The organism is Lonsdalea iberica, assembly GCF_002111585.1.
Taxonomy (GTDB): Bacteria; Pseudomonadota; Gammaproteobacteria; order Enterobacterales; family Enterobacteriaceae; genus Lonsdalea; species Lonsdalea iberica.
The window spans coordinates 37,933-58,437 of the sequence record NZ_LUTP01000014.1; the positions used below are offsets into that span (position 1 = coordinate 37,933).

17 protein-coding genes and 1 pseudogene are annotated in these 20,505 nt (G+C 54.0%); 14 read left to right on the top strand and 4 right to left on the bottom strand.

Annotation, left to right across the window (positions count from 1 at the left end):
- Positions 1-253 precede the first annotated feature (253 nt).
- From AU511_RS07550 to AU511_RS07575, 7 genes are read left to right on the top strand one after another with little or no spacing between them, the layout of a single operon-like run.
- On the top strand, positions 254-1,468 hold the full coding sequence (locus AU511_RS07550; RefSeq protein ID WP_094109278.1) for a multidrug effflux MFS transporter: 1,215 nt from the start codon (positions 254-256) through the stop codon (positions 1,466-1,468).
- Entirely contained in the window at positions 1,465-1,857 is a 393-nt protein-coding gene (locus AU511_RS17710) for a beta/alpha barrel domain-containing protein (protein ID WP_240503789.1), read from the top strand. Before AU511_RS07550 ends, AU511_RS17710 begins: the two co-directional genes overlap by 4 nt.
- Positions 1,854-2,405 carry a beta/alpha barrel domain-containing protein gene (locus AU511_RS17715; RefSeq protein WP_240503790.1) on the top strand — a complete coding sequence of 184 codons (552 nt, stop codon included), beginning with the start codon at positions 1,854-1,856 and terminating at the stop codon, positions 2,403-2,405. The genes AU511_RS17710 and AU511_RS17715 overlap by 4 nt, the downstream gene beginning before the upstream one ends.
- The gene (locus AU511_RS07560; protein ID WP_094109279.1) at positions 2,402-3,118 is read left to right on the top strand and encodes an alpha/beta fold hydrolase; all 717 of its coding nucleotides are present in this window, start codon (positions 2,402-2,404) and stop codon (positions 3,116-3,118) included. The genes AU511_RS17715 and AU511_RS07560 overlap by 4 nt, the downstream gene beginning before the upstream one ends.
- Complete coding sequence (locus AU511_RS07565) at positions 3,115-5,298, top strand: isocitrate/isopropylmalate dehydrogenase family protein (protein ID WP_094109280.1); 2,184 nt, start codon at positions 3,115-3,117, stop codon at positions 5,296-5,298. The genes AU511_RS07560 and AU511_RS07565 overlap by 4 nt, the downstream gene beginning before the upstream one ends.
- Positions 5,282-5,950, top strand: coding sequence for an RraA family protein (locus tag AU511_RS07570; RefSeq protein ID WP_240503791.1), 669 nt, complete (start codon positions 5,282-5,284; stop codon positions 5,948-5,950). Before AU511_RS07565 ends, AU511_RS07570 begins: the two co-directional genes overlap by 17 nt.
- The gene (locus AU511_RS07575) at positions 5,947-6,852 is read left to right on the top strand and encodes a DUF6282 family protein (RefSeq protein WP_094109282.1); all 906 of its coding nucleotides are present in this window, start codon (positions 5,947-5,949) and stop codon (positions 6,850-6,852) included. Before AU511_RS07570 ends, AU511_RS07575 begins: the two co-directional genes overlap by 4 nt.
- Here AU511_RS07575 and AU511_RS07580 read toward each other — a convergent pair.
- Positions 6,806-7,705 (bottom strand): LysR family transcriptional regulator, encoded by a 900-nt coding sequence (locus AU511_RS07580; protein WP_254900213.1) that lies wholly within the window; start codon positions 7,703-7,705, stop codon positions 6,806-6,808. The two genes, AU511_RS07575 and AU511_RS07580, sit on opposite strands and share 47 nt — an antisense overlap.
- Before the next feature lie 609 nt (positions 7,706-8,314).
- Between AU511_RS07580 and AU511_RS07585 the strand changes: the two genes are divergently transcribed.
- The 5 genes from AU511_RS07585 (at position 8,315) to AU511_RS07605 (ending at position 14,915) form a co-directional block, all read left to right on the top strand.
- Entirely contained in the window at positions 8,315-9,241 is a 927-nt protein-coding gene (locus tag AU511_RS07585) for an aminoimidazole riboside kinase (RefSeq protein WP_094100777.1), read from the top strand.
- A 186-nt stretch (positions 9,242-9,427) separates the two neighbouring features.
- Positions 9,428-10,999, top strand: coding sequence for a carbohydrate porin (locus tag AU511_RS07590; protein WP_094109283.1), 1,572 nt, complete (start codon positions 9,428-9,430; stop codon positions 10,997-10,999).
- Between the two features lie 82 nt (positions 11,000-11,081).
- Positions 11,082-12,452: a sucrose-specific PTS transporter subunit IIBC gene (locus tag AU511_RS07595; RefSeq protein ID WP_094100779.1), complete on the top strand. Its 1,371-nt coding sequence runs from the start codon at positions 11,082-11,084 to the stop codon at positions 12,450-12,452.
- Positions 12,452-13,864 (top strand): sucrose-6-phosphate hydrolase, encoded by a 1,413-nt coding sequence (locus tag AU511_RS07600; protein WP_094109284.1) that lies wholly within the window; start codon positions 12,452-12,454, stop codon positions 13,862-13,864. The genes AU511_RS07595 and AU511_RS07600 overlap by 1 nt, the downstream gene beginning before the upstream one ends.
- Before the next feature lie 31 nt (positions 13,865-13,895).
- Positions 13,896-14,915 carry a LacI family DNA-binding transcriptional regulator gene (locus tag AU511_RS07605; RefSeq protein ID WP_094109285.1) on the top strand — a complete coding sequence of 340 codons (1,020 nt, stop codon included), beginning with the start codon at positions 13,896-13,898 and terminating at the stop codon, positions 14,913-14,915.
- A 726-nt stretch (positions 14,916-15,641) separates the two neighbouring features.
- Here AU511_RS07605 and exbD read toward each other — a convergent pair.
- Both exbD and exbB read right to left on the bottom strand, forming a co-directional pair.
- Positions 15,642-16,061, bottom strand: a complete 420-nt coding sequence (gene exbD, locus AU511_RS07615; protein ID WP_074728878.1) for a TonB system transport protein ExbD — start codon at positions 16,059-16,061, stop codon at positions 15,642-15,644.
- Between the two features lie 3 nt (positions 16,062-16,064).
- Positions 16,065-17,021 carry a tol-pal system-associated acyl-CoA thioesterase gene (gene exbB / locus AU511_RS07620; RefSeq protein ID WP_094109287.1) on the bottom strand — a complete coding sequence of 319 codons (957 nt, stop codon included), beginning with the start codon at positions 17,019-17,021 and terminating at the stop codon, positions 16,065-16,067.
- A 329-nt stretch (positions 17,022-17,350) separates the two neighbouring features.
- On the opposite strand from exbB, the pseudogene metC reads away from it, so the two are divergent.
- Both metC and AU511_RS07630 read left to right on the top strand, forming a co-directional pair.
- Positions 17,351-18,542, top strand: a pseudogene (gene metC, locus AU511_RS07625) (cystathionine beta-lyase).
- A 189-nt stretch (positions 18,543-18,731) separates the two neighbouring features.
- Positions 18,732-19,391 (top strand): DedA family protein, encoded by a 660-nt coding sequence (locus AU511_RS07630; RefSeq protein ID WP_026740748.1) that lies wholly within the window; start codon positions 18,732-18,734, stop codon positions 19,389-19,391.
- Between the two features lie 45 nt (positions 19,392-19,436).
- On the opposite strand, the gene AU511_RS07635 is transcribed toward AU511_RS07630, so the two are convergent.
- Positions 19,437-20,351, bottom strand: a complete 915-nt coding sequence (locus AU511_RS07635; protein WP_094109306.1) for an AraC family transcriptional regulator — start codon at positions 20,349-20,351, stop codon at positions 19,437-19,439.
- Positions 20,352-20,505 lie beyond the last annotated feature (154 nt).

Below are 20,505 nucleotides of genomic sequence, written 5' to 3' on the forward strand. Positions count from 1 at the left end.
ACGGCGGTATACACAGAAACTGCGGGCCGCACCGCTTCGTAACGCACTTCGCCGTCGCCTTAGTCTGCATCGACAGTCAACGCAACACATCACCGATGGCGATTCCATATATACCCAGGGGCGGTTTCTGTCGCTCGATGAAACGGCCGCTGTTTACTGATCTGCAACAGTGCGTTTAGCAGTTAAGGATTTTAGTTATTCCCCGTTTAATTTATCTTCCAGCTACCCAACAATAGATTGTTATTAACGTCTAATGAAAAATACTCTCGCAATGCCCCTGGTGGTGTTGATCGCGTGCCTATCTGTAGGCGGGTTGATCTCCACAGATATATTTCTTCCCGCGCTCGGTAATATGAGCGAGTTTTATAAAGTCAGCGAAGCACAGATTCAAAACGCCATCGCTATTTTCTTATTTGGCGTTTCTTTCTCTCAGCTTATTTACGGCCCATTAAGCGATAGTCTGGGAAGAAAGAAAGTCCTTATCGCTGGCGGGATTATATGGCTCATATCTACTATCGCCGTAATATATAGCACGAACATTAATGAGCTATTGTTCCTTCGGCTTCTTCAAGGAATAGGCTCTTGCGCCGGCATTACCATTAGTCGGGCGGTCATCAACGATATGATGGATAAAAAAGCCTCGGCGCAATTATATCTGGTTATTTTCCCTTTTGTCGGGATGTCACCTGCCATAGCTCCCATGATCGGCGGCGTATTAACACAGCATTTCGGTTGGCACTCATGCTTTATTTTCCTCACGGCATTTATTATTCTGACTCTAGTATTATGCTTCACCTCATTGAAAGAAACTTTACCTCCGGAAAAACGGCAGCGTCTCAGCCTGACACTGTCGGCCAAAAGCACCTATCACGTTTTACTCAATAAAAGTTTTTTATATTACGCGGCAATTCCCTGCTTCGCCTATTCCGCTTATTTTGCCTATATTGTCGAATCACCCTTTATGCTAAGCAAACTGGGATTATCACCCGTTTATGTGGGATATACCTACGTGCTGTTATCAGCAAGTTATGTCGCCGGTAATTTAACGGCAAAAAGAGTATCACGGACGGAAAGTATTGAATCGACCCTTCGCAAAGGCTATTTGGTTTTTGTCGTCGGCGGCATCATATTTGCGCTACAAATGTTTCTCAGCCCACATGCCTTAGCTTCCACCGTAATCTCTATCTCTATTCTGACCTTCGGAAACGGCTTCTTACTGCCGCTTGGCACAGCTTCGGCTATCGCCGCCCATTCGCAGGCATCCGGTACGGCTTCAGGTGTGATGGGGGCATTGCAGTTGGGAAGCGCGGCGCTATCGTCTTTTCTTATCGGGAAAATAACGGCCCATTCTCCTCGAATGACGGCCCTGATCATTGCTTTAGTTTGCGTGGCTGGATTTGTGATTTACCTCCTTGGACAATTGACCTCTGTGAATTATGTGAAAAATAAAGAAAGTGAAACAAAATGATCAACAATATTGATGTGACTTTACGGGATGGCGGTTATCAGAATGGATTTAGTTTCCCTGCAAATTACGCAGTCAAACATGCCAAGACACTGACCGAAAGCGGAGTAGAATGGATTGAAATAGGATATCGCAACGGGTCGTTCAAACCGATACCCAATATTGGACTAACAGGAATATCGCCGGATAAATATATCGATGCCATTCATCAATCCGCACCGAATGTCAAGATTGTTGTTATCGCCCATCCACACAATATTACCACTGACGATATTACAAAAATGAAAGCGCACGGCGTCAGCATGCTGCGCTTGTGTATCAAAGCGGCCAATCCACAACCCGCACTGGAGCTATGCAAATTTGCAAAAAGGCGGGCATACAGGTCAGTATGAATGTAGTACGAGTCAGCCAGATAAAAAGCAGTCGGTTAATCGAGCTGGCGAATCTTTCTCAGACGGCCGGTGCTGATATTATTTGCCTGGCCGACTCTAACGGAAGTTTACTACCTGAACAGGTTTCCAACCTAGTGCATATGATTAAATGCTCAACGAAACTTAAAATAGGGTTTCACGCGCATGATAACCTTGGCCTTGCGATGGCAAACTCCATTGAGGCTATCAAATCTGGGGCCACTTTTATCGATTGCTCGCTGACGGGAATGGGAAAAGGGTCAGGAAATCTGGCGCTTGAAACCTGGCTCACTTTCCTTAATGCCTATAAAAACGACGTGACTTACGATGTTGAAACCGTATTCAATCAGGTTGAAAGCTTGCAATCTTATGATTTTTTTTCCGCGTCTAAACGTAGCGTCCTTGACATGGTGATGGGGCTAACGAACCTCAGCGCTGATTACAGAAGTTCCGTCGAAAATATTCTCAAACAGAAATCATCTTCCTCATTCAGACATATTAGAGAATTAACCGCGGAGAGCCAGGTATGAAAAAAAAGGATGCCGTTATTCTGGCGCCCGTCATGCCTCTTTGGGACGACGGACAATTTTGCGCGCCGCTGGTTTCACTCCTGGCGAGTCAAGGCTACAACGTGTCGATTATTGATACCTTATCTCTCATTCCCACCGCCAATCCACAACAAGCTGTCGAGGCCGTTCAGCAAGAACTCGCCTCCCGCTCGCGTTCTCCTTTCCTTTTAGTGGGATTCGCAATGGCTGGCACACTGGTTCAACTGCTGTCGCAGCGTTTGGATTGCCTGACTGGCGTGATATCCATCAGCGCGCCGGGTTATGCGGATCCGCTGTTGAAAGAGCGTATTGGTTATCTCGTGTCGATGCTGGATAACGGCCATATAGATTCGGCCATTGAGGCCTTACATCAGTTTGTCGTCCCCGAAGGCCACACCGCACAGATTGGAACGCTACGCATTCCAGATTCCCTGCAACAAACGGCTATCGACAGAATGAAAACCGGATTTTCTATTTTATTGCAATTAGACGCGCGTCCAGCCATGGCGCAGTACCACGGTAAGTATCTCGGCATCGTCGGCGAAAAATCCCAGCTGGCCACTTGGGATAACCAAACGCATAGCCGCCATCGCGCGCATACCTACGCATGTATTCCGGAAGCAGGAATGCGGCCATGGAATGACAATGGGTCCGCCATTAACCAAGTGATCAAAGAATGGATCGAGGGTCTATGAAAAAAGTTCTTGTTTTACCGGGCGATGGCATCGGTCAGGAAGTCTGTGAAGCGGCATTACCCGTTATTAACGCGCTCAATTTACCCATTAAGCTCTGTTGGGGAGATATCGGTTGGGAGTGCTGGAAAAAAGCAGGCGACCCGATTCCGGCTGAAACGTGGGAAAAAATCAGTCAGGCGGACGCCGTGCTGCTGGGCGCGATTACCAGCAAAGGCAAGGCGGAAGCGCAGCAGGCGCTGCCTGAGCATTTGCAGAATAAAAATATTACGTATACATCGCCAGTCATCCAACTGCGCCAGAAACTGGGGCTTTTTGCGAATGTCCGCCCGGTAAAATATGTCGGTGGAAATCGACAACCTTTCCGTTGCTGCGTCATCCGTGAAAATACCGAAGGGCTTTATTCCGGGCTGGATTTTAAAGGCGTCGGCTCAAATGTCTCTGGGTGGCTTAAGCATCCTAACCTGGAAAAATATGGACTGGATGAAGCCGCCTGGACGGTACGTCTGCAAACGCGTTTCGGACTGGAGCGCCTGTTTGACGCGGCGTTCAATCACGCGCGTGCACACCATTTCAACCGCGTGACGTTTGCGGATAAGCCCAATGTCATGCGTGAAAGCGGTCACTTCGCCGCCACTGTTTTTCATGAGGTGGCATCGCGTTTTCCTGATATTTCAGCAGATATACAGAACATCGACGCGATGGCGTTATGGCTGGTGCGTAAACCGCATGAGTTCGGAGTTATTGTCGCTGAAAATATGTTCGGTGATATTTTATCCGATTTGGCTGCAGGGGTTATGGGGGGGCTGGGACTGGCCCCCAGTGCTAATATCGGCAGCGATATCGCCTACTTTGAACCCGTACACGGCAGCGCGCCGGGCATGGCCTGGAAAGGGAAAGCCAACCCTTCTGCGATGTTTTATACCATCGCCATGATGGTGGAATATCTGGGCTTTAGCCAGCAAGCTCAACGCATAAACCAGGCCGTCGACCACGTGATCCGCGAAGGGAAAACGACGACCTACGATCTCGGCGGCATAGCCACGACCCAGCAGATGGCGGGAGCGATCATCAGCGCCATCACCTTGCCGACCGCCGCCAAAACGGCCAGCGTGTTGACCATCGGAGATGAACTGTTGTCCGGTCAATACCTCAATAGTAATCAGCAGCACATTAGCCAACAGTTGGTTGCAGCGAACTATCGCATCCGATCACAAGCCGTCTGTGCCGATAATATTCAGCAAATCAGAGACCTGATTATTGCTAGCGCCGGTCAGGACGCGCTGTTCGTCGTTTGCGGAGGCTTAGGACCGACCTCCGACGATAAAACCCGCGAGGCCGTGGCGAATGCCATCCATCGTCCGCTGGTTCATCATGAAAATGTCTGGATAACGATTCAGGAACAGTTACGCAGGCTGGGGGTCAAGCATGATGATTCCAACCGCCTACAGGCGTTGTTCCCGTCGGGCGCCAGCGTATTGCCGAATCCTTCGGGCACGGCGCCAGGGTTCCATGTCACGGTGGAGAACACTCAGGTCGTTGTGCTGCCCGGCCCCCCTTCCCAGGCGTTGCCCATGCTCGAGCACTATTTGTCATTCACCGATAAAGGTGAAGCGTCGAGCCACAACGATGATTGGATGCTAATCGGCATCAGCGAAAGCGAAGTGGGGGCAAAATTCGAGCAATTACTGCCGTCTGCCAACTGCGATGTGCATTTTTTGTGGAAAAGCCCCTATATCCTGGTACGGGTAGAAACGCCGCTGCATAGCCCATTGCCGCAATCTATTGTTGCTGCCGCCGATGATATCTTCCGCCCGTATCTGGTCAGCAAAAACAACCAGACTGCCAGGGAGCGGTTGCGTGACATTGGCAACGTGCGCTGGCGCACCGCCGATTCTGCCTTGTCGGCCTGTCTGCATGATGAAAACCACACCGTCGACACAGGATTGACGACCGAGGTTGAGGTTGCTGTGGCGCCCCCCCTCTCCGAGTTGCTTGCCAGCGATAATTTGGTGGGAAACACGACGATGTCGATTAGCCGTCAGGACGGCAAACAATACAGCATAACCTTCCCGTATAACAAAACGTTGCTGACGCGAACGCTCCCGGAATACGCCGCCTGGTGCGTATTAAACACCCTGACAATTCACAATGGACCAAAACACGATGAACGCATTGACTAAGCTTCGGGATCGCCTGCTTGCGCTAGACACGGCATCCCTCTCCGATGCGATGGACAGCCTCTACATCGCCGGTGGACTGCAAGGGATTAAACCGCAGGTATCGAATATGAAAATCGCCGGACCTGCTTTCACGGTGCAATATGAAGCCTACGAGCCGGAAAAAAATACCTTTATGAATGCCGGTAATTACATTGACGAGGTGCCGGAAGGGGCGATCGTCGTCGTCGATAATCAGGGGCGGACAGACTGCACCAGCTGGGGCAATATCCTTACGACCCGAGCCCTGCAGCAGAAGATCGCAGGCACGGTGATCCACGGGTCCGTCAGAGATATAGCCGATATCCGCAAAATGAATTACCCCCTGTACGCCTGCAACGTGTACATGGTCTCCGGGAAAAATCGCGCGCGCGTCAGGGCGAAACAGTGTGAACTGACTATTCATGGCGTGAAGATCGCGCCTGATGACTGGATCGTGGGCGACGATAACGGCGTATTAGCTATACCGCGAGAACGGCTGATGGAGGTTATCCTGCGCGCTGAAAATGTCGAAAAAACAGAACAGCGCATCCTCGGGACGATCAAAGAGGGAAAAAAACTGGAGGAGGCAAGAAACACGCTCGGTTATGCGGTGCCGTGGGAGTCGAAAGCATGACATGCTCTTTTGTCGATTATTGGGCGTCGCGATTGCGTTTTCTGGACGTTCATTATCACGCCGGTCCGGATAGTTACCGAAGACGCTGCACGGCCTTCGAAGCTGGTCAGCAGTACGCCGGCGCCAAGGGCGGTGTGGTGCTGAAAAGCCATCTGGGAAGCGTATCCGCGCTGGCTACCGCTATGCAAGTGCTGGGATTACCGGTATTTGGCTCCGTCGTGCTGAATACGCTGGCCGGCGGCCTGAGCCTGAATACGGTAAAGCAGGCGCTTAGCCAATATCAATTCGACGCTGCGCCGCGGCTGCTGGTACACCTGCCGACGATTGTCCGCACCGCGCACCGTAGCGCGCTGTCGCGGACCTTCGCCAACGAGTACGCACGTGAATTTTCCAAACACCCATTATCCATTACCGACGATGATGGGAAAATACGCGCCGAACTCAAGGCGTTAATTTCGTTCGCCCAGCATCACAATATCGTGATCTCATCAGGTCATACGACGAAGGACCAAACTCTGCGCCTGATCGAAGCCGTGGAGAAAGCGGGCGGTTGTCGATTGATGCTCAATCAGCCAGCGAATCCCATCAGCGGATTTTCTTCACGGGAGCTCGCCGAGCTGGGGAGCTACGACTGGCTTTACGTTGAACAGTGCGCGCTTACCGTCTACCTCGGCTACCAAACGGAAGAAGATATGTACGACGTGCTCTCAGGAGTGAACAATGTGGTGTACAGCTCCGATCTCGGCCAAATCGAACAACCGGAGGTCAGTCAGTGGCTGATCGACAGCGAACGTTGGTTTCGCCACGCCGGCCTGAAGCCTGACCAAATCGATGCAGTGACACGATTACATCCTCTCAGGATGCTGGACCCTCGACCGTCGCTAAATTTAACGTCCGGATAAAGTCGATAAACGCCTGCTCATTCGGCGACGGCCGGGGATTGATATACACCACATACATAGGGAGCGGCGGCGGCATAAATTCATCAAGCACGGAGATGATTTCGCCGGAGTTAATGCTTTCTCTTATTGTAAAATCAGGCAGATAAGATATTCCCTGGCCGTTTTTCACCATCTGATAGAGGTCCAGACTATTGCTGACTCTGGACGTACAATGAGGCCGAATATCGGTTTCTTTACCCTCGACGATGAATTTCCATGAGCGCTGATGGTTATCGAAATGGAATAGGCAGGTGTGGCTATGCAAATCTTCCGGGTGACGGGGAATACCGTGCTGTTGCACATATTCGCGCGAAACGCAGGTGTGTTTTCGCCAGTAACCTAATAGGGAGTAGTAAAGGTTGCTGTCAGGCAACGGGCCACAGTGCAACGCTAAATCAAAACCATGGCTGAATAGTTCCATACAGTGATTTCCGGTCACCGTCTCAAGCTTAAGTTTTGGATAGCGCTCGATAAATTTCCTGAGGTTGGGAATAACGTGCAAATGATTAATCGAATGGGGAATACCGACTTTAAGACATCCGCTGACTTCAGCATTAAGGCTTTTCACATCTCTCATGCAGGATTCGTAATCATCAATGATCGACAGACAGCGTTGATATAATTGCTCTCCGGCCGCAGTCAGTAATATTGTTCTTGAATTACGTTTAATCAGCTGCGTTTTTACTTCGAATTCTAGCCGCTCTATTCGTCGGCTCACCATCGCGGGGGATATTTTCATTGCAACCGCCGCGGATCTGAATCCCTGATATTCCACGACCATCCTGAACGCTTTCAAATTTTCCAGCACTCGCATTTCCTTCCATTCAATCCCAATTGAGTCGCGCCATTAACATATCGCATTAATAAAACGAAATATCAATATTAATTAAAGGGTCAATAAAAGGACGCGCTCAGCGTTAAATCTGCATGAGGAATGAGAGAATAAACCTTATAGCCCATCTATTTTCCGTAGGGCATCGTTTGATATTTTAGTCATCAATAACATAGTTTCTTTTCGGTAGTTTTAATGAGTGAACGTTAACCTCGATATATCAACATCTCACGCCTTGAGGCGGCTGACGAAGTCACCCGCGCTATCGGCACCCGTTGACGGTGCGGAGTTCACCCCATGACGCTTAGGCGCGGCCTGGTCCACTCACCGAAATACCACTGCATCGACGCGACTCATGCCGTTATTTTCTATCTTTCTCCCGTTTATTTTTCGCCCGCAATATTCACAATAGGTAATGACTTCTCCACGTTATCAATTTCGGCGAAAATGCCGGTTTTTTCACCGACTCGCGCTTAATTTGAGGATTAATGTGTGCGGTCGGTAACATTCGGCGCAGGAAGGTGTTGATTAGCTAAACCGATTCTTCTATTTTAGCGGCCGGTTTATCAATTCCAGTTAAAGAGCATAGTTATGTCACATAAAGTGTGGGTCATGGGCGATGCCGTAGTTGACCTGATTCCAGAAGGCACGGATCGTTATCTGAAATGTCCGGGCGGCGCACCGGCAAACGTCGCCGTGGGTGTGGCCCGTCTCGGCGGTGAAAGCGCATTTATCGGCCGCGTGGGCGAAGACGCCTTCGGTCGTTTCCTGCGCACGGTACTGATCGAGGAACAGGTGGACACCGGTTTTATGCAGCTGGACCGTAAGCATCGTACCTCTACCGTGCTGGTAGAGCTGGACGATCAGGGCGAGCGCTCTTTTACCTTCATGGTGCGCCCAAGCGCCGACCTGTTTATTCAGTCGCACGACCTGCCTGATTTTCAGCGCGGCGAATGGCTGCACTTGTGCTCTATTGCTCTTTCTCAGGAACCTTCGCGCGGGACAGCGCTGGAAGCGATGAAACGCATCCGGGAAGCGCAGGGCTGGGTCAGCTTCGATCCGAACATCCGTGAAGACCTGTGGGAAAGCGAACAAGAACTGCGTGACTGTCTGGACCAAGCGCTATCTCTGTCCGATGCGGTGAAACTGTCGGAAGATGAATTCCTGTTCCTGAGCGGTACGTCCGAGATCGAACAAGGAACGGAAACGCTGATGTCCCGCTACGGCCTGAAACTGCTGCTGGTCACGCAGGGCGGCAACGGCGTGTGGCTGCGCGACAGCAAGAACCTGAAACATTTCGACGCCCCGTACGTCACTCCTGTCGATACGACCGGCGCTGGCGATGCTTTTGTCGCCGGCCTGCTGCAAGGTCTGGCGCAGCACGACGATTTGAATAACATCGCCCAATGGATGGATATCGTGGATCAGGCGCAGCGCTGCGGCGCTCTCGCGACCACCGCCAAAGGCGCAATGACGGCGCTGCCTTATGCGCATCAGCTAGCAACGCCGCTTTCCTAAAAATTTCCTGTTCCCGCGTAAAAAAAAAGACGCGGGAACAGGTATTTTGTAGCCAGGATCACAGATAGAGAACCGAGTTAGCAAAAACCCTTGCCAACCCCCTCACTCCCCTTTAATTTCGCTGCGCAACCGGTTTAGCAATTTAGCAAAAATAATATAGCTCAACCTAAAAAGAGAATAAAAACCATGAAACTCAACTACCTCTCTGCAACGATAGGGCTCCTTCTGTGTTCTCATTATGCCGCCGGGGCGGAAACTACCACGCTGGAAGATCGGCTCAATGCGCTGGAACAGCGCGTGCAGCAGGCCGAACTGCGCGCTCAACGGGCGGAAGCGCGCGCCGACGCGGCGGAAAAGCAGGCCCAGACGCTCTCTACCCGCACGGCTCAGATCGAACAGCAGGCGCATCAAGTCGAACAGCGCACCACGCAAAACGAGCAGCAGACGCGACAGGTCGCGGAACGCACCACCGCGCTGGCTGACAAAGGCAGCCTCGCCGATGGCTTCGAATTTCACGGCTATGCGCGATCAGGATTGGCGATACATGACTCCGCGACCAGCAGCAAAGCGGATATCGGTCCGGGCATCTCGCCCGCCGGCAGCGTAGGCGGCAACATCGGCCGTCTGGGCAACGAAGACGACACCTATCTGGAACTCAAGCTAGAGCATAAAACCAAGCTTGATAACGGCGCGACCACGCGTTTCAAAGTGATGATGGCCGACGGACAGCGCAGCTATAACGACTGGACTGCGGACAGCAGCGACCTGAATATCCGCGAAGCCTTCGTGGAGTTAGGCTCTTTGCCGACCTTTACCGGCGCGTTCAAGGACACCACGCTGTGGGCCGGTAAACGCTTCGACCGTGACAACTTCGATATCCACTGGCTGGATTCCGACGTCGTCTTCCTGGCCGGCACCGGCGGCGGTATCTACGATGTTCAACCCGTCGACGGCTGGAAAACCAACTTCTCTCTGTATGGCCGCAGCCTGGGCGACAACGAGGCGCTGGATAACGAGATCCAGAACTACATCGTGACCAGCAATAACTTCGTCGGCCCGTTCCAGTTCATGCTGAGTGGACTGCGGGCGAAGAACAACGATCTCACCACCAACACCGGCGCCAACAGCGCCAGCCATATCGTCAACAGCCAAGCTGGCGATTCCGGCGTGCACGCCGCGGTGGCATGGCGCGGCGACAACTTCTACGGCCTGCGGGACGGTAGCTCACTCGTTGCATTGCTGTACGGTCACGGCCTGGGCGCGGAAGTCAAAGGGATCGGCTCCGACGGTAATTTGACGCAAAACGCCGATACCTGGCGTCTGGCGACCTACGGTACCACCGCCATCAATCAGACCTGGAGCTTCGCGCCCTCGCTAATGGCGCAGAGCAGTAAAGATCGTTATGTCTCCGGAGATGACTATCAGTGGGTAACGTTTAACGCCCGCTTCATTCAGGAAATCACTCCCAATTTCGCATTGGCGTATGAAGGTAGCTATCAGTACATGGATCTCGATCCGCAAGGCTATTTAGCGCGCAATCAGGTCAGCGGCGGTTTTTACAAGCTGACCTTTGCGCCCACCTTCAAAGTTGGCGATATCGCCAACTTTTTCAGCCGGCCCGAGCTGCGCGTTTTCGCCAGCTACATGGACTGGGATAAACGTCTGGACAACTACTCTAACGAGGATGCCTTCGGCTCCACCGGCTTTACGGCTGGCGGCGAATGGACCTTCGGCGTTCAGATGGAAACCTGGTTTTAATTGATTCAGCCTTTACCCGCGGCCGTCTTCGCATTGCCGCGGTTTCAGCTGATGTAGTGTTATTTGATTTATGAGGAAACTTATGGACATTAAAGCCACTGCGGCTTCCCTTCTCACCCTGCTGGGCGGGAAGGACAATATCGCCAGCGCGGCACACTGTGCCACACGACTGCGTCTGGTGTTAAAAGATGATAATAAGGCGGACAAAGCCGCTATCGAGAAACTGGAAGGCGTTAAAGGCTGTTTCCAAAACTCGGGGCAAATGCAGGTCATTTTTGGCTCTGGTCTGGTCAACAAGGTCCATGCGGAGTTCATCAAAGCCGCTGGCGTCCATGAGTCCAGCAAAGCGGAAGCCGCGTCGGCCGCCGCCAAAAAACTGAACCCGCTACAGCGCTTGGCGCGTCTGCTGTCCAACATCTTCGTTCCTATCATTCCGGCTATCGTCGCCTCCGGCCTGCTGATGGGCTTGCTGGGAATGATCAAAACGTATAACTGGGTGAATCCGGATAGCGCCATTTTCATTCTGCTGGATATCTTCAGCTCCGCCGCCTTCATCATTCTGCCGATCTTGATTGGTTTCACCTCCGCGCGCGAATTCGGCGGTAACCCTTATCTGGGCGCGACGCTTGGGGGGATCTTGACTCACCCCGCGCTGACCAACGCCTGGGGCGTCACCGAAGGGTTCAAAACCATGCACCTGTTCGGTTATGACGTCGCCATGATCGGTTATCAGGGAACCGTGTTCCCGGTGCTGCTGGCGGTCTGGTTCATGAGCCTGGTGGAAAAACGCCTGCGCAAAATCATCCCTAACGCGCTGGATATTATTCTGACGCCGTTCCTGACCGTCATCATCTCCGGCTTTGTTGCTATGCTGGTGATTGGTCCTGCGGGCCGGATGCTGGGCGACGGCATCTCCATGGTGCTAAGCACTCTGATCGCGCATGCAGGCTGGTTCGCGGGTCTGCTCTTCGGCGGTCTCTATTCCGTAATCGTGATTACCGGGGTGCACCACAGCTTCCACGCCATCGAGGCGGGCCTGTTGGGCAACCCGAATATCGGCGTCAACTTCCTGCTGCCGATCTGGTGTATGGCTAACATCGCTCAGGGCGGCGCCTGCCTGGCGGTTTACTTCAAAACCAAAGATGCCCGCATCAAGGCGATTGCTATCCCTTCCGGTTTCTCGGCACTGCTGGGAATTACCGAAGCGGCGCTGTTCGGCATCAACCTGCGCTTTGTGAAACCGTTCCTGGCCGCTATCGCTGGCGGTGCGCTAGGCGGCGCCTGGGTCGTGGCGAACCACGTCGGCATGACCGCGGTGGGCCTGACCGGTATTCCGGGCATGGCGATCGTAAAACCCGACTCATTCCTCAGTTACGTGATCGGCATGCTGATAGCGTTTGGGACAGCCTTCGTGCTTTCACTGCTCCTGAGATACAAAACGGATAGCAAATAATGAGAGAAACCCACTTATTAAAACGTATGGCTCATGCCTTGATGTCGGCTCAATCGCGCCAGTGCTATGACCCTTACCGTCCGCAGTGGCACCTGTCACCGAACGTCGGTCTGCTCAACGATCCGAATGGATTCATTGAGCACCAAGGGCGTTACCATCTGTTTTATCAGTGGAATCCATTAGCTTGCGCCCACGGAGCGAAATTCTGGGGGCACTGGAGCTCGGCCGATCTGGTCAACTGGCGTCACGAACCTGTGGCGCTGGTACCGGCAGAAAGTTATGAAAGCCACGGTTGTTACTCCGGCTCTGCGGTGGAAGACGACGACGGCATGCTGACGCTGGTTTATACCGGCAACGTGAAGTACGACGACGGCTCACGCACGGCTAACCAGTGCCTGGCGCGGGAAAATGCAGACGGCGGGTTCGACAAGCTCGGCACTGTACTGCCGCTGCCGGAAGGCTATACCGGTCATGTGCGCGATCCCAAGGTTTGGCGTCATGACGGCAAGTGGTACATGGTGCTCGGCGCTCAAGACGCCGAGTTGCAAGGCAAGGTGCTGTTGTTCTCCTCCGACGATCTGCACCAATGGCAGTCTCTGGGCGAAATCGCCGGCTCTCGCCTCGGCGGATTGGGCGATTTCGGCTACATGTGGGAATGTCCGGATCTGTTCCCATTGGGGCAGCACGACGTACTGATTTGCAGCCCTCAGGGGTTGGCGGCCGAGGAAGAACGTTACCTGAACATCTTCCAGGCGGGCTACTTCGTCGGCAAGCTGGATTATGACAAAGGACAGTTCACCCACGGAGACTTCCAAGAGCTGGACTTGGGCTTTGAATTCTATGCGCCACAGACCACGACGAGCCAGGATGGCCGTCGCCTGATGTTCGGCTGGATGGCGGTTCCGGATCAGGACGAGTTCCAGCAGCCCACCATCGAATACGGCTGGCTGCATACCATGACCTGCCCGCGTGAGCTGACTATGCAGGACGGCATGCTTTATCAGCAGCCCGCCCGGGAGTTGCAGAGCCTGCGCACGCAGAAGCATGTCTGGAAAGGCGTCGCGGACTATGCGCCGGTACTGCCAGTGGGCAGCGCCGAACTGATGGTGGATACGCAGGGCGAGTTCCAGATCAACTTCGCCGGCCTTATGGTGTTGTGCTGGGACGGCGAACGGCTGACGCTGAGTCGTCACAACCTGCGTACGGGCGAGCCGGAACACCGTTACTGGCGCGGAGAACTGCGCCACCTGCATATCCTGTGCGATCGCTCCAGCGTGGAGATCTTCATCAACCACGGTACTGCCGTGATGTCGGCCCGCTATTTCCCACTGCGGGATGCCACCGTCAGTTTCAGTGGTTCAGGGAGGTTGACGCTGCAGCACTGGCTGTTAGCGCCATGCGTGATAGAATAGTTTCCCTTTTTTCTACCATTAAGAACGAGTGGTGAAACAAACTAAGCGCGTAACCATCAGTGATATCGCCAAGCTGGCGGGGGTTTCCAAATCCACCGCCAGTTTGGTTTTAAATGGTCGTAGTAAAGAGTTTCGCGTCTCGGACGCCACGCGCGACCGCGTTCTCGCTCTCGCTCAACAGCATCGTTACCTTCCCAGTATTCACGCCCGCTCGCTTCGCTCTACCCGCAGCAACACGCTCGGTCTGGTCGTGCCGGAAATGACCAACTATGGCTTTGCGTTGATTTCTCACGAGCTGGAGATGCTGTGCCGCGAAGCCGGTCTGCAACTGCTTATTGCCTGTACCGACGAGAATCCCAGCCAGGAGATCATGGCGGTGAATAGCCTGATTCAACGCCAGGTCGACGGGCTGATTGTTGCCTCCAGCATGCTGAACGATGCCGAGTATCAGAAGATTAACCAGCAACTGCCTGTCGTACAGTTCGACCGCATGATAGGTGACTCCGAGCTGCCGCTGGTGATCACCGAGTCGATCGAGCCGACAGCCAAATTGGTGGAAACCGTCGCGCGTCAGCATCGGGGCGAGTTCTATTTCATTGGCGGCCAGTCCCGCATTTCGCCCACCCGCGACCGTCTGGCCGGTTTCCAACAAGGGCTGGAGCGCGCCGGAGTCAACTGTCATCCCGACTGGATTATTCACGGCAACTATCGTCCCAGCTCCGGCTACGAGATGTTTGCCGAGCTGTGCGCGACGCTCGGGCGTCCGCCCAAAACCCTGTTTGTCGCCGCCTGCGGCCTGCTGGAAGGGGTGCTGCGTTACCTAAACCAGCACCAGCTAATGAACAGCGAGATCCGACTGTGCAGCTTTGACGACCACTATCTGTTTGACTGTCTGCCGCTGCGAATCGATACCGTCGCGCAAGATTGCGAAGCGCTGGCCAGCCGAAGCTTCGAGATGATCACCGCGCTGATCGATGGTCGCGCCCTGCCCGAGAAACGCATTTACGTCCCCAGTCGCATCCACTGGCGACACCCAGACTCTCGCGGATAAACCGCTCCCGTCACCGGTTTCCCGCAGCGCATTGAACCAGGCCAAGACGCGCCTGGTTCAATGTGGTTGTCCGTCACCCGCCCCGAAAAAACGGGCTTTCGCCCTATCCAAACGCGCCGTATTACCCGTTATGTTTCCCCATACGCCATTCATTGAATGGAGGGATGTGATGTCATTTTATGTCGGGACTGGCGACTTCCCTGCAGACATCAGCAGTGAAAAAACCAACGATATCCTGGCATCGGAAACGCCCCCGGCAATGAGCTTGTGGGAGGAAATCAGGGCTTTTTTTACTCAACACATCGGGCAGAAGCGCAGGAGTGTATCTATCAACTTTGCCATCCCCCCGCCCAAACGACCCCAGAGCAAGTAAAGGCCATTTTTGAACGGCTGAAACAGCTGATGACTTATCCAGGATTTGAGTATCAGTTCAAAGCATTGGTAAATGCCCCGCATCGCAGTGGGGCGAGTGACTACGCATCGAGGATGAAAACGCCCCGAAAAGGTTATTAATCATGCTATTCGACGATGACACCTTCACGACAGGGAAAAGACGTTGCCTGAGCATGGGGCTGACCAGAAGCTACCCCCTCGCTCAGCCGCCAGCTCCCCTCGATAGAAGCAATGACGCGCAAAGCCAAACACAGCCAATGCCGCAGCGTACAACGGAAACAAAAAAGCGCGGCAGAAGCCGCGCTTAACGTAAAACGTGTTACATGGGTGTGATTAACGGGACACTTTCTCCATCCCCATCAACCCCACTTTGAGATACCCGGCGGAACGCAACGCGTCCATCACCTGCATCATGGTCTCGTAGTCCACGCTTTTATCTGCCTGGAAATAGATGGTGTTCTCTTTATTACCGTTGGTTTTCGCATTCAACGTCTGCGCCAGCGTATCTTGCGTGACCGGGTCTTCCCCCAGATAAAGCTGTTTATCGGCTTTAATCGTCAGATAGACCGGCTTTTCACGCGGCTGAGGCGCGGCGGAAGAGGCGGGCAGATTGACGCGAACATCGACCGTCGCCAACGGCGCCGCCACCATAAAGATAATCAGCAGCACCAGCATGACATCAATAAACGGCGTGACGTTGATGTCATGCATTTCGCCGTTTTCGTTCTGTCCGTCGTTCAGATGCATTGCCATGACTCAACCCGCCCGCAGTTTCTGCGTCGAAGAAGACGCCGCGCTGCTTTCACTGGCGGCGATGTCCAAATCGCGACTCTGAAGCAGCAGCACCTGCGCCGCCACGTCGCCTACCATCGCTTTGTAGCTGGTCGTGGAGCGGGCGAACACGTTGTAGATAACCACCGCAGGAATAGCGGCAATCAGACCGATGGCCGTCGCCAGCAGCGCTTCGGCGATACCCGGCGCGACAACGGCCAGATTGGTCGTCTGCGTATGGGCGATACCAATGAAGCTGTTCATGATGCCCCAAACCGTACCAAACAGACCGATGAACGGCGCGATGGCGCCAACGGTCGCCAGGTACCCGGTCCCACGCGACATATGGCGTCCGTTGGCAGCGACACGGCGCTCAAAGCGGAATGCGGTGCGCTCTTTAATGCCTTGATTGTCGTCGGAACGGGCCGACAGTGAGATTTCGTCCTGCGCATCGGCAACAAACTGTTGCGCGACGCTGCCCACTTTGCAAAGACGCGCCATTTCCGCCGCTTCGTCCAGCGAGCGTACGTTGCTCAGCGCATCATGCTCGCGACGCAGACGACGCTTCGCACCGATCATCTCGGCGCTTTTACCGAAGAAGATGGCCCAGGTGATCACCGATGCCAGGATCAAGCCGATCATCACGATCTTGACCACGATGTCCGCATGTTGGTACATCCCCAGCACGGATAAATCCATTTGCATCAGATTGCCCGGCGCAGCAGCGTCGGGGCCTGGCGGCAGCGAGAGCGGAGATGTCGCCGCCGTGTCGCCACCGTTCGTGGAGAGCGGTAAAGATGAAGGCGCGGCAAGCGCAAAACCGCTAAAGCCCGCCACCAGCAATAACGCCAGCAGGCCCCGGTACGCTGCGCCAAAGGCGCCGCCAATCGTCCGCCGGGCTGATGAAACCTGCTGCTTTCCTTTAATGTCAGCCGTATTCACGCTGTTCCTCCGCCAATCGTTCAGTGCTATTCATTAGTCAACCATTTTGGTCAAAATGATACCAAAGCCAAAATTAATTGATAGCTATTCTCATTATTATTGCGCATATATCTCCATGGCAGTCGGCGCTTCTGGCCACCACCCCGCCTTTCCTTACAGCACAATCCCCTTTTACCGCCCTTACTGGCAGCAAGAGTGTGCTTTTTAGCCTTCCGCCCGACACACTCGGTGTCAGCCATGATAACGTAAAGAGAAAGGTGTTAAAGAGATAAAACCGCCGCACTCCTCAATGACAGGAGCCATCAAGGCCGATGAGCAACAGGTGAAGCATGACTAGCAAAAAAACCGCCACAGCACTGGTTTCCGCCGGAAGACAGAAAAAATTTACCCAAGGTTCAGTGAATCCCGTGATCCAGCGAGCCTCCTCACTCGTCTTCGACAGCGTGGAAGAGAAGAAACAAGCGACCATCAATCGCGCTAAAGGCGCGCTGTTCTACGGCCGCCGAGGTACGCTGACGCACTTTTCTCTTCAGGAAGCCATGACCGAGCTGGAAAACGGCGTGGGCTGTGCGCTATACCCTTGCGGCGCTGCGGCCATTGCTAACGCGATCCTGTCATTCATCTCATCGGGCGATCATCTGCTGGTGACCGGCTCCGCCTATGAACCTACGCAGGACTTTTGTAACAAAGTGCTGGGTAGAATGAACGTCAGCACCACCTATTTCGATCCCATGATTGGTAGTGACATCGCCGGGTTGATCCAGCCGGAAACCAAAGTGGTATTTTTGGAATCGCCTGGCTCCATCACGATGGAAGTGCAGGATGTTCCCGCGATTGTTGCCGCCGTACGCCGCGTCAATCCTGAAATCGTCATCATCATGGACAACACTTGGGCGGCGGGCCTTCTGTTTAAGGCGCTGGATGCAGGCGTGGATATCTCCGTGCAGTCCGGCACCAAGTACATCGTTGGACACTCGGACGCCATGCTTGGCACCGCGGTCGCCAATGCCCGCTGCTGGGACAGGCTGCGCGAACAGTCTTATCTGATGGGACAAATGGCGGATGCCGACAGCGCCTATGTCGCCAGCCGTGGTCTGCGTACGCTGGGCGTGCGTCTGAAGCAGCATCAGGAAAGCAGCCTGCGCATTGCGCGCTGGCTGGCGGAACGTCCTGAAGTCGATGTCGTCAATCATCCCGCTCTGCCGGGATGTAAGGGCCACGCGACCTTCGCGCGCGACTTCAGCGGCTGTAACGGGCTTTTTTCTTTTGTTTAAACAAAAACTCTCGCCTGCGCAGCTAGCCAGCTATCTTGATAACTTCAACCACTTCAGCATGGCCTATTCCTGGGGCGGTTTCGAATCGCTGATTCTGGCTAATCAGCCGGAAGAGCTAGCCAAAATTCGACCGGCCGGCGGCGTTGATTTCGACGGTACGTTGATTCGGTTACATATTGGACTGGAAGATTGCGACGATCTGATCGAGGATCTTGCCGACGGGTTCAGAAGAATTCAGGAATCGTAAAGGTTCCTGTCGCGCTACACCCCCTGATTTCGCTGCGATTGAATGGGGAAAACGTGTATTATGGTCGTTACACAGCAGTTATAACGACAAACCCACGTTTTTCACCCTATTACATACCCGAACCGCGGCACGGAGCAGCAATACGTTGTTCACTTCAGAGGGTTCCAGCAAAACCAGACAGGACGCAAAATGAGTGTTGTTCACGAAATAATTCAGGCGCTATGGCAGCAGGATTTCAGCGCACTGGCCGATCCTCACGTTATTTGGGTGGTCTACGGCATTCTCTTCGTCACCTTATTTCTTGAGAATGGCCTGCTGCCGGCGTCCTTCCTGCCAGGGGACAGCTTGCTGCTGCTGGCGGGCGCGATGATCGCGAAAGGCGTGATGAATTTCATCCCGACCATGGTGCTGCTGACCATTGCGGCCAGCCTCGGCTGCTGGCTAAGTTACCTGCAAGGGCGCTGGCTGGGCCACACCCGACTGGTCAAAACCTGGCTGGGACAACTGCCAGTGCATTATCACCAGCGCGCGTATTCGCTATTCCACCGGCATGGACTGGTGGCACTGTTGATCGGCCGTTTTCTGGCCTTTGTTCGTACGCTGCTTCCGACCATCGCCGGGATTTCCGGGCTGAGCAATACCCGTTTTCAGGTTTTCAATTGGCTAAGCGGCCTGCTCTGGGTCTGCGGCATCGTCTCGCTGGGCTACGCCATCAGCCACATTCCGCTGGTGAAACGCTACGAAGACCAGGTGATGACCGGACTGTGCCTGCTGCCCGTCGTGTTGCTGCTCAGCAGTTTGGTCGGTATCGCCATCATGCTATGGCGTAAAAAACGCGTTAGCGTTTGACGCCGCCTTCCGCCGCCGGGCTGAACGCCTGCGCGGCGACGTCTGTTAATTACCTTCCACCAGCACGCTGCCCGACCGCAGCCGAACCATCTCGTCGCCCGGCGTCGTACCGAAATAGCGCTTGAACTCCCGGCTGAACTGCGATGGGCTTTCATACCCGACCCGCAGCGCGGCTGCGCTGGCCTTCAGTCCATCATGCAGCATCATTAATCGCGCCTTGTGCAAACGATAAGATTTCAGATATTGCAGCGGCGAGGTATTCGTCACTGCCTTGAAATTGTGATGGAAGGCCGACACGCTCATGTTCACGTCCGCGGCCAGCAGTTCTACGTTAAGGCTGTTCGCATAGTCGTGTTCGATGCGCCGCAACGCGCGCGCGATCTGGCTGAAGTGGGTATGCCGGTTGACCACCGCTTGCAGCGCCGCCCCGCCTATGCCACAGAGCACATGATAGATGATCTCACGCACGATCCCCGGCCCTAGCACTCTGGCGTCTCTAGGCGTCGCCATCGCCTCCAGCAATCGTTCCGCCGCACACAGCATCTTGTCGCAAAGCGGTACGCTGCACACGCCGGTGGTTTCGGCGCGCGGACGTTCCGGACACTCATCGTCGCCAATATCCATCAGCAGATCCTGCAACATTGCGCTGTCCATTCTTATCGAAAGGCCAATCAGCGGTTGCTCCGGCGTAGCGAACGTTTCGCACTCAAAGGGCAACGGCACCGTCATCAACAAATAATTGTCCGGATCGTAGCGAAAGGTTTTCTCACCCATGAACCCCACTTTGTGGCCCTGAAACACGATGACGATACTGGGGTCATACATCACCGGCCGACGCACACAGTGCTCTTCGGCATAGATAACTCTGACCTGCGGGATCGGTGTGGCGGTAACACAGCCCTGCCCCACGTATTGCCTGGCCATATTCGCCAGTCGCTGGCGATGCGTTTCGCTTTGCATATCTTCATCCTTTGCAGAATATGGCAATAAAATGACATAAATCCGGCCGTCAAGCATCAATTCCTGCACTTCTTTGCAGAAATAGGCAATAACGAAACAGAAATGAGCATTGTACCCGCGCCGACAGATCCCGAGAATGAACCACAGACAATGC

Bases quoted from the DNA above. Each gene is read 5' to 3' on its own strand.
- AU511_RS17715 (WP_240503790.1), top strand. From the start codon at position 1,854: ATGAATGTAGTACGAGTCAGCCAGATAAAAAGCAGTCGGTTAATCGAG.
- AU511_RS07630 (WP_026740748.1), top strand. From the start codon at position 18,732: ATGAGTGTTGTTCACGAAATAATTCAGGCGCTATGGCAGCAGGATTTC.
- AU511_RS07560 (WP_094109279.1), top strand. From the start codon at position 2,402: ATGAAAAAAAAGGATGCCGTTATTCTGGCGCCCGTCATGCCTCTTTGG.
- AU511_RS17710 (WP_240503789.1), top strand. From the start codon at position 1,465: ATGATCAACAATATTGATGTGACTTTACGGGATGGCGGTTATCAGAAT.
- AU511_RS07600 (WP_094109284.1), top strand. From the start codon at position 12,452: ATGAGAGAAACCCACTTATTAAAACGTATGGCTCATGCCTTGATGTCG.
- AU511_RS07570 (WP_240503791.1), top strand. From the start codon at position 5,282: ATGAACGCATTGACTAAGCTTCGGGATCGCCTGCTTGCGCTAGACACG.
- AU511_RS07585 (WP_094100777.1), top strand. From the start codon at position 8,315: ATGTCACATAAAGTGTGGGTCATGGGCGATGCCGTAGTTGACCTGATT.
- exbD (WP_074728878.1), bottom strand. From the start codon at position 16,061: ATGGCAATGCATCTGAACGACGGACAGAACGAAAACGGCGAAATGCAT.
- AU511_RS07565 (WP_094109280.1), top strand. From the start codon at position 3,115: ATGAAAAAAGTTCTTGTTTTACCGGGCGATGGCATCGGTCAGGAAGTC.
- AU511_RS07635 (WP_094109306.1), bottom strand. From the start codon at position 20,351: ATGCAAAGCGAAACGCATCGCCAGCGACTGGCGAATATGGCCAGGCAA.
- AU511_RS07550 (WP_094109278.1), top strand. From the start codon at position 254: ATGAAAAATACTCTCGCAATGCCCCTGGTGGTGTTGATCGCGTGCCTA.
- AU511_RS07590 (WP_094109283.1), top strand. From the start codon at position 9,428: ATGAAACTCAACTACCTCTCTGCAACGATAGGGCTCCTTCTGTGTTCT.
- AU511_RS07580 (WP_254900213.1), bottom strand. From the start codon at position 7,705: ATGCGAGTGCTGGAAAATTTGAAAGCGTTCAGGATGGTCGTGGAATAT.
- AU511_RS07575 (WP_094109282.1), top strand. From the start codon at position 5,947: ATGACATGCTCTTTTGTCGATTATTGGGCGTCGCGATTGCGTTTTCTG.
- AU511_RS07595 (WP_094100779.1), top strand. From the start codon at position 11,082: ATGGACATTAAAGCCACTGCGGCTTCCCTTCTCACCCTGCTGGGCGGG.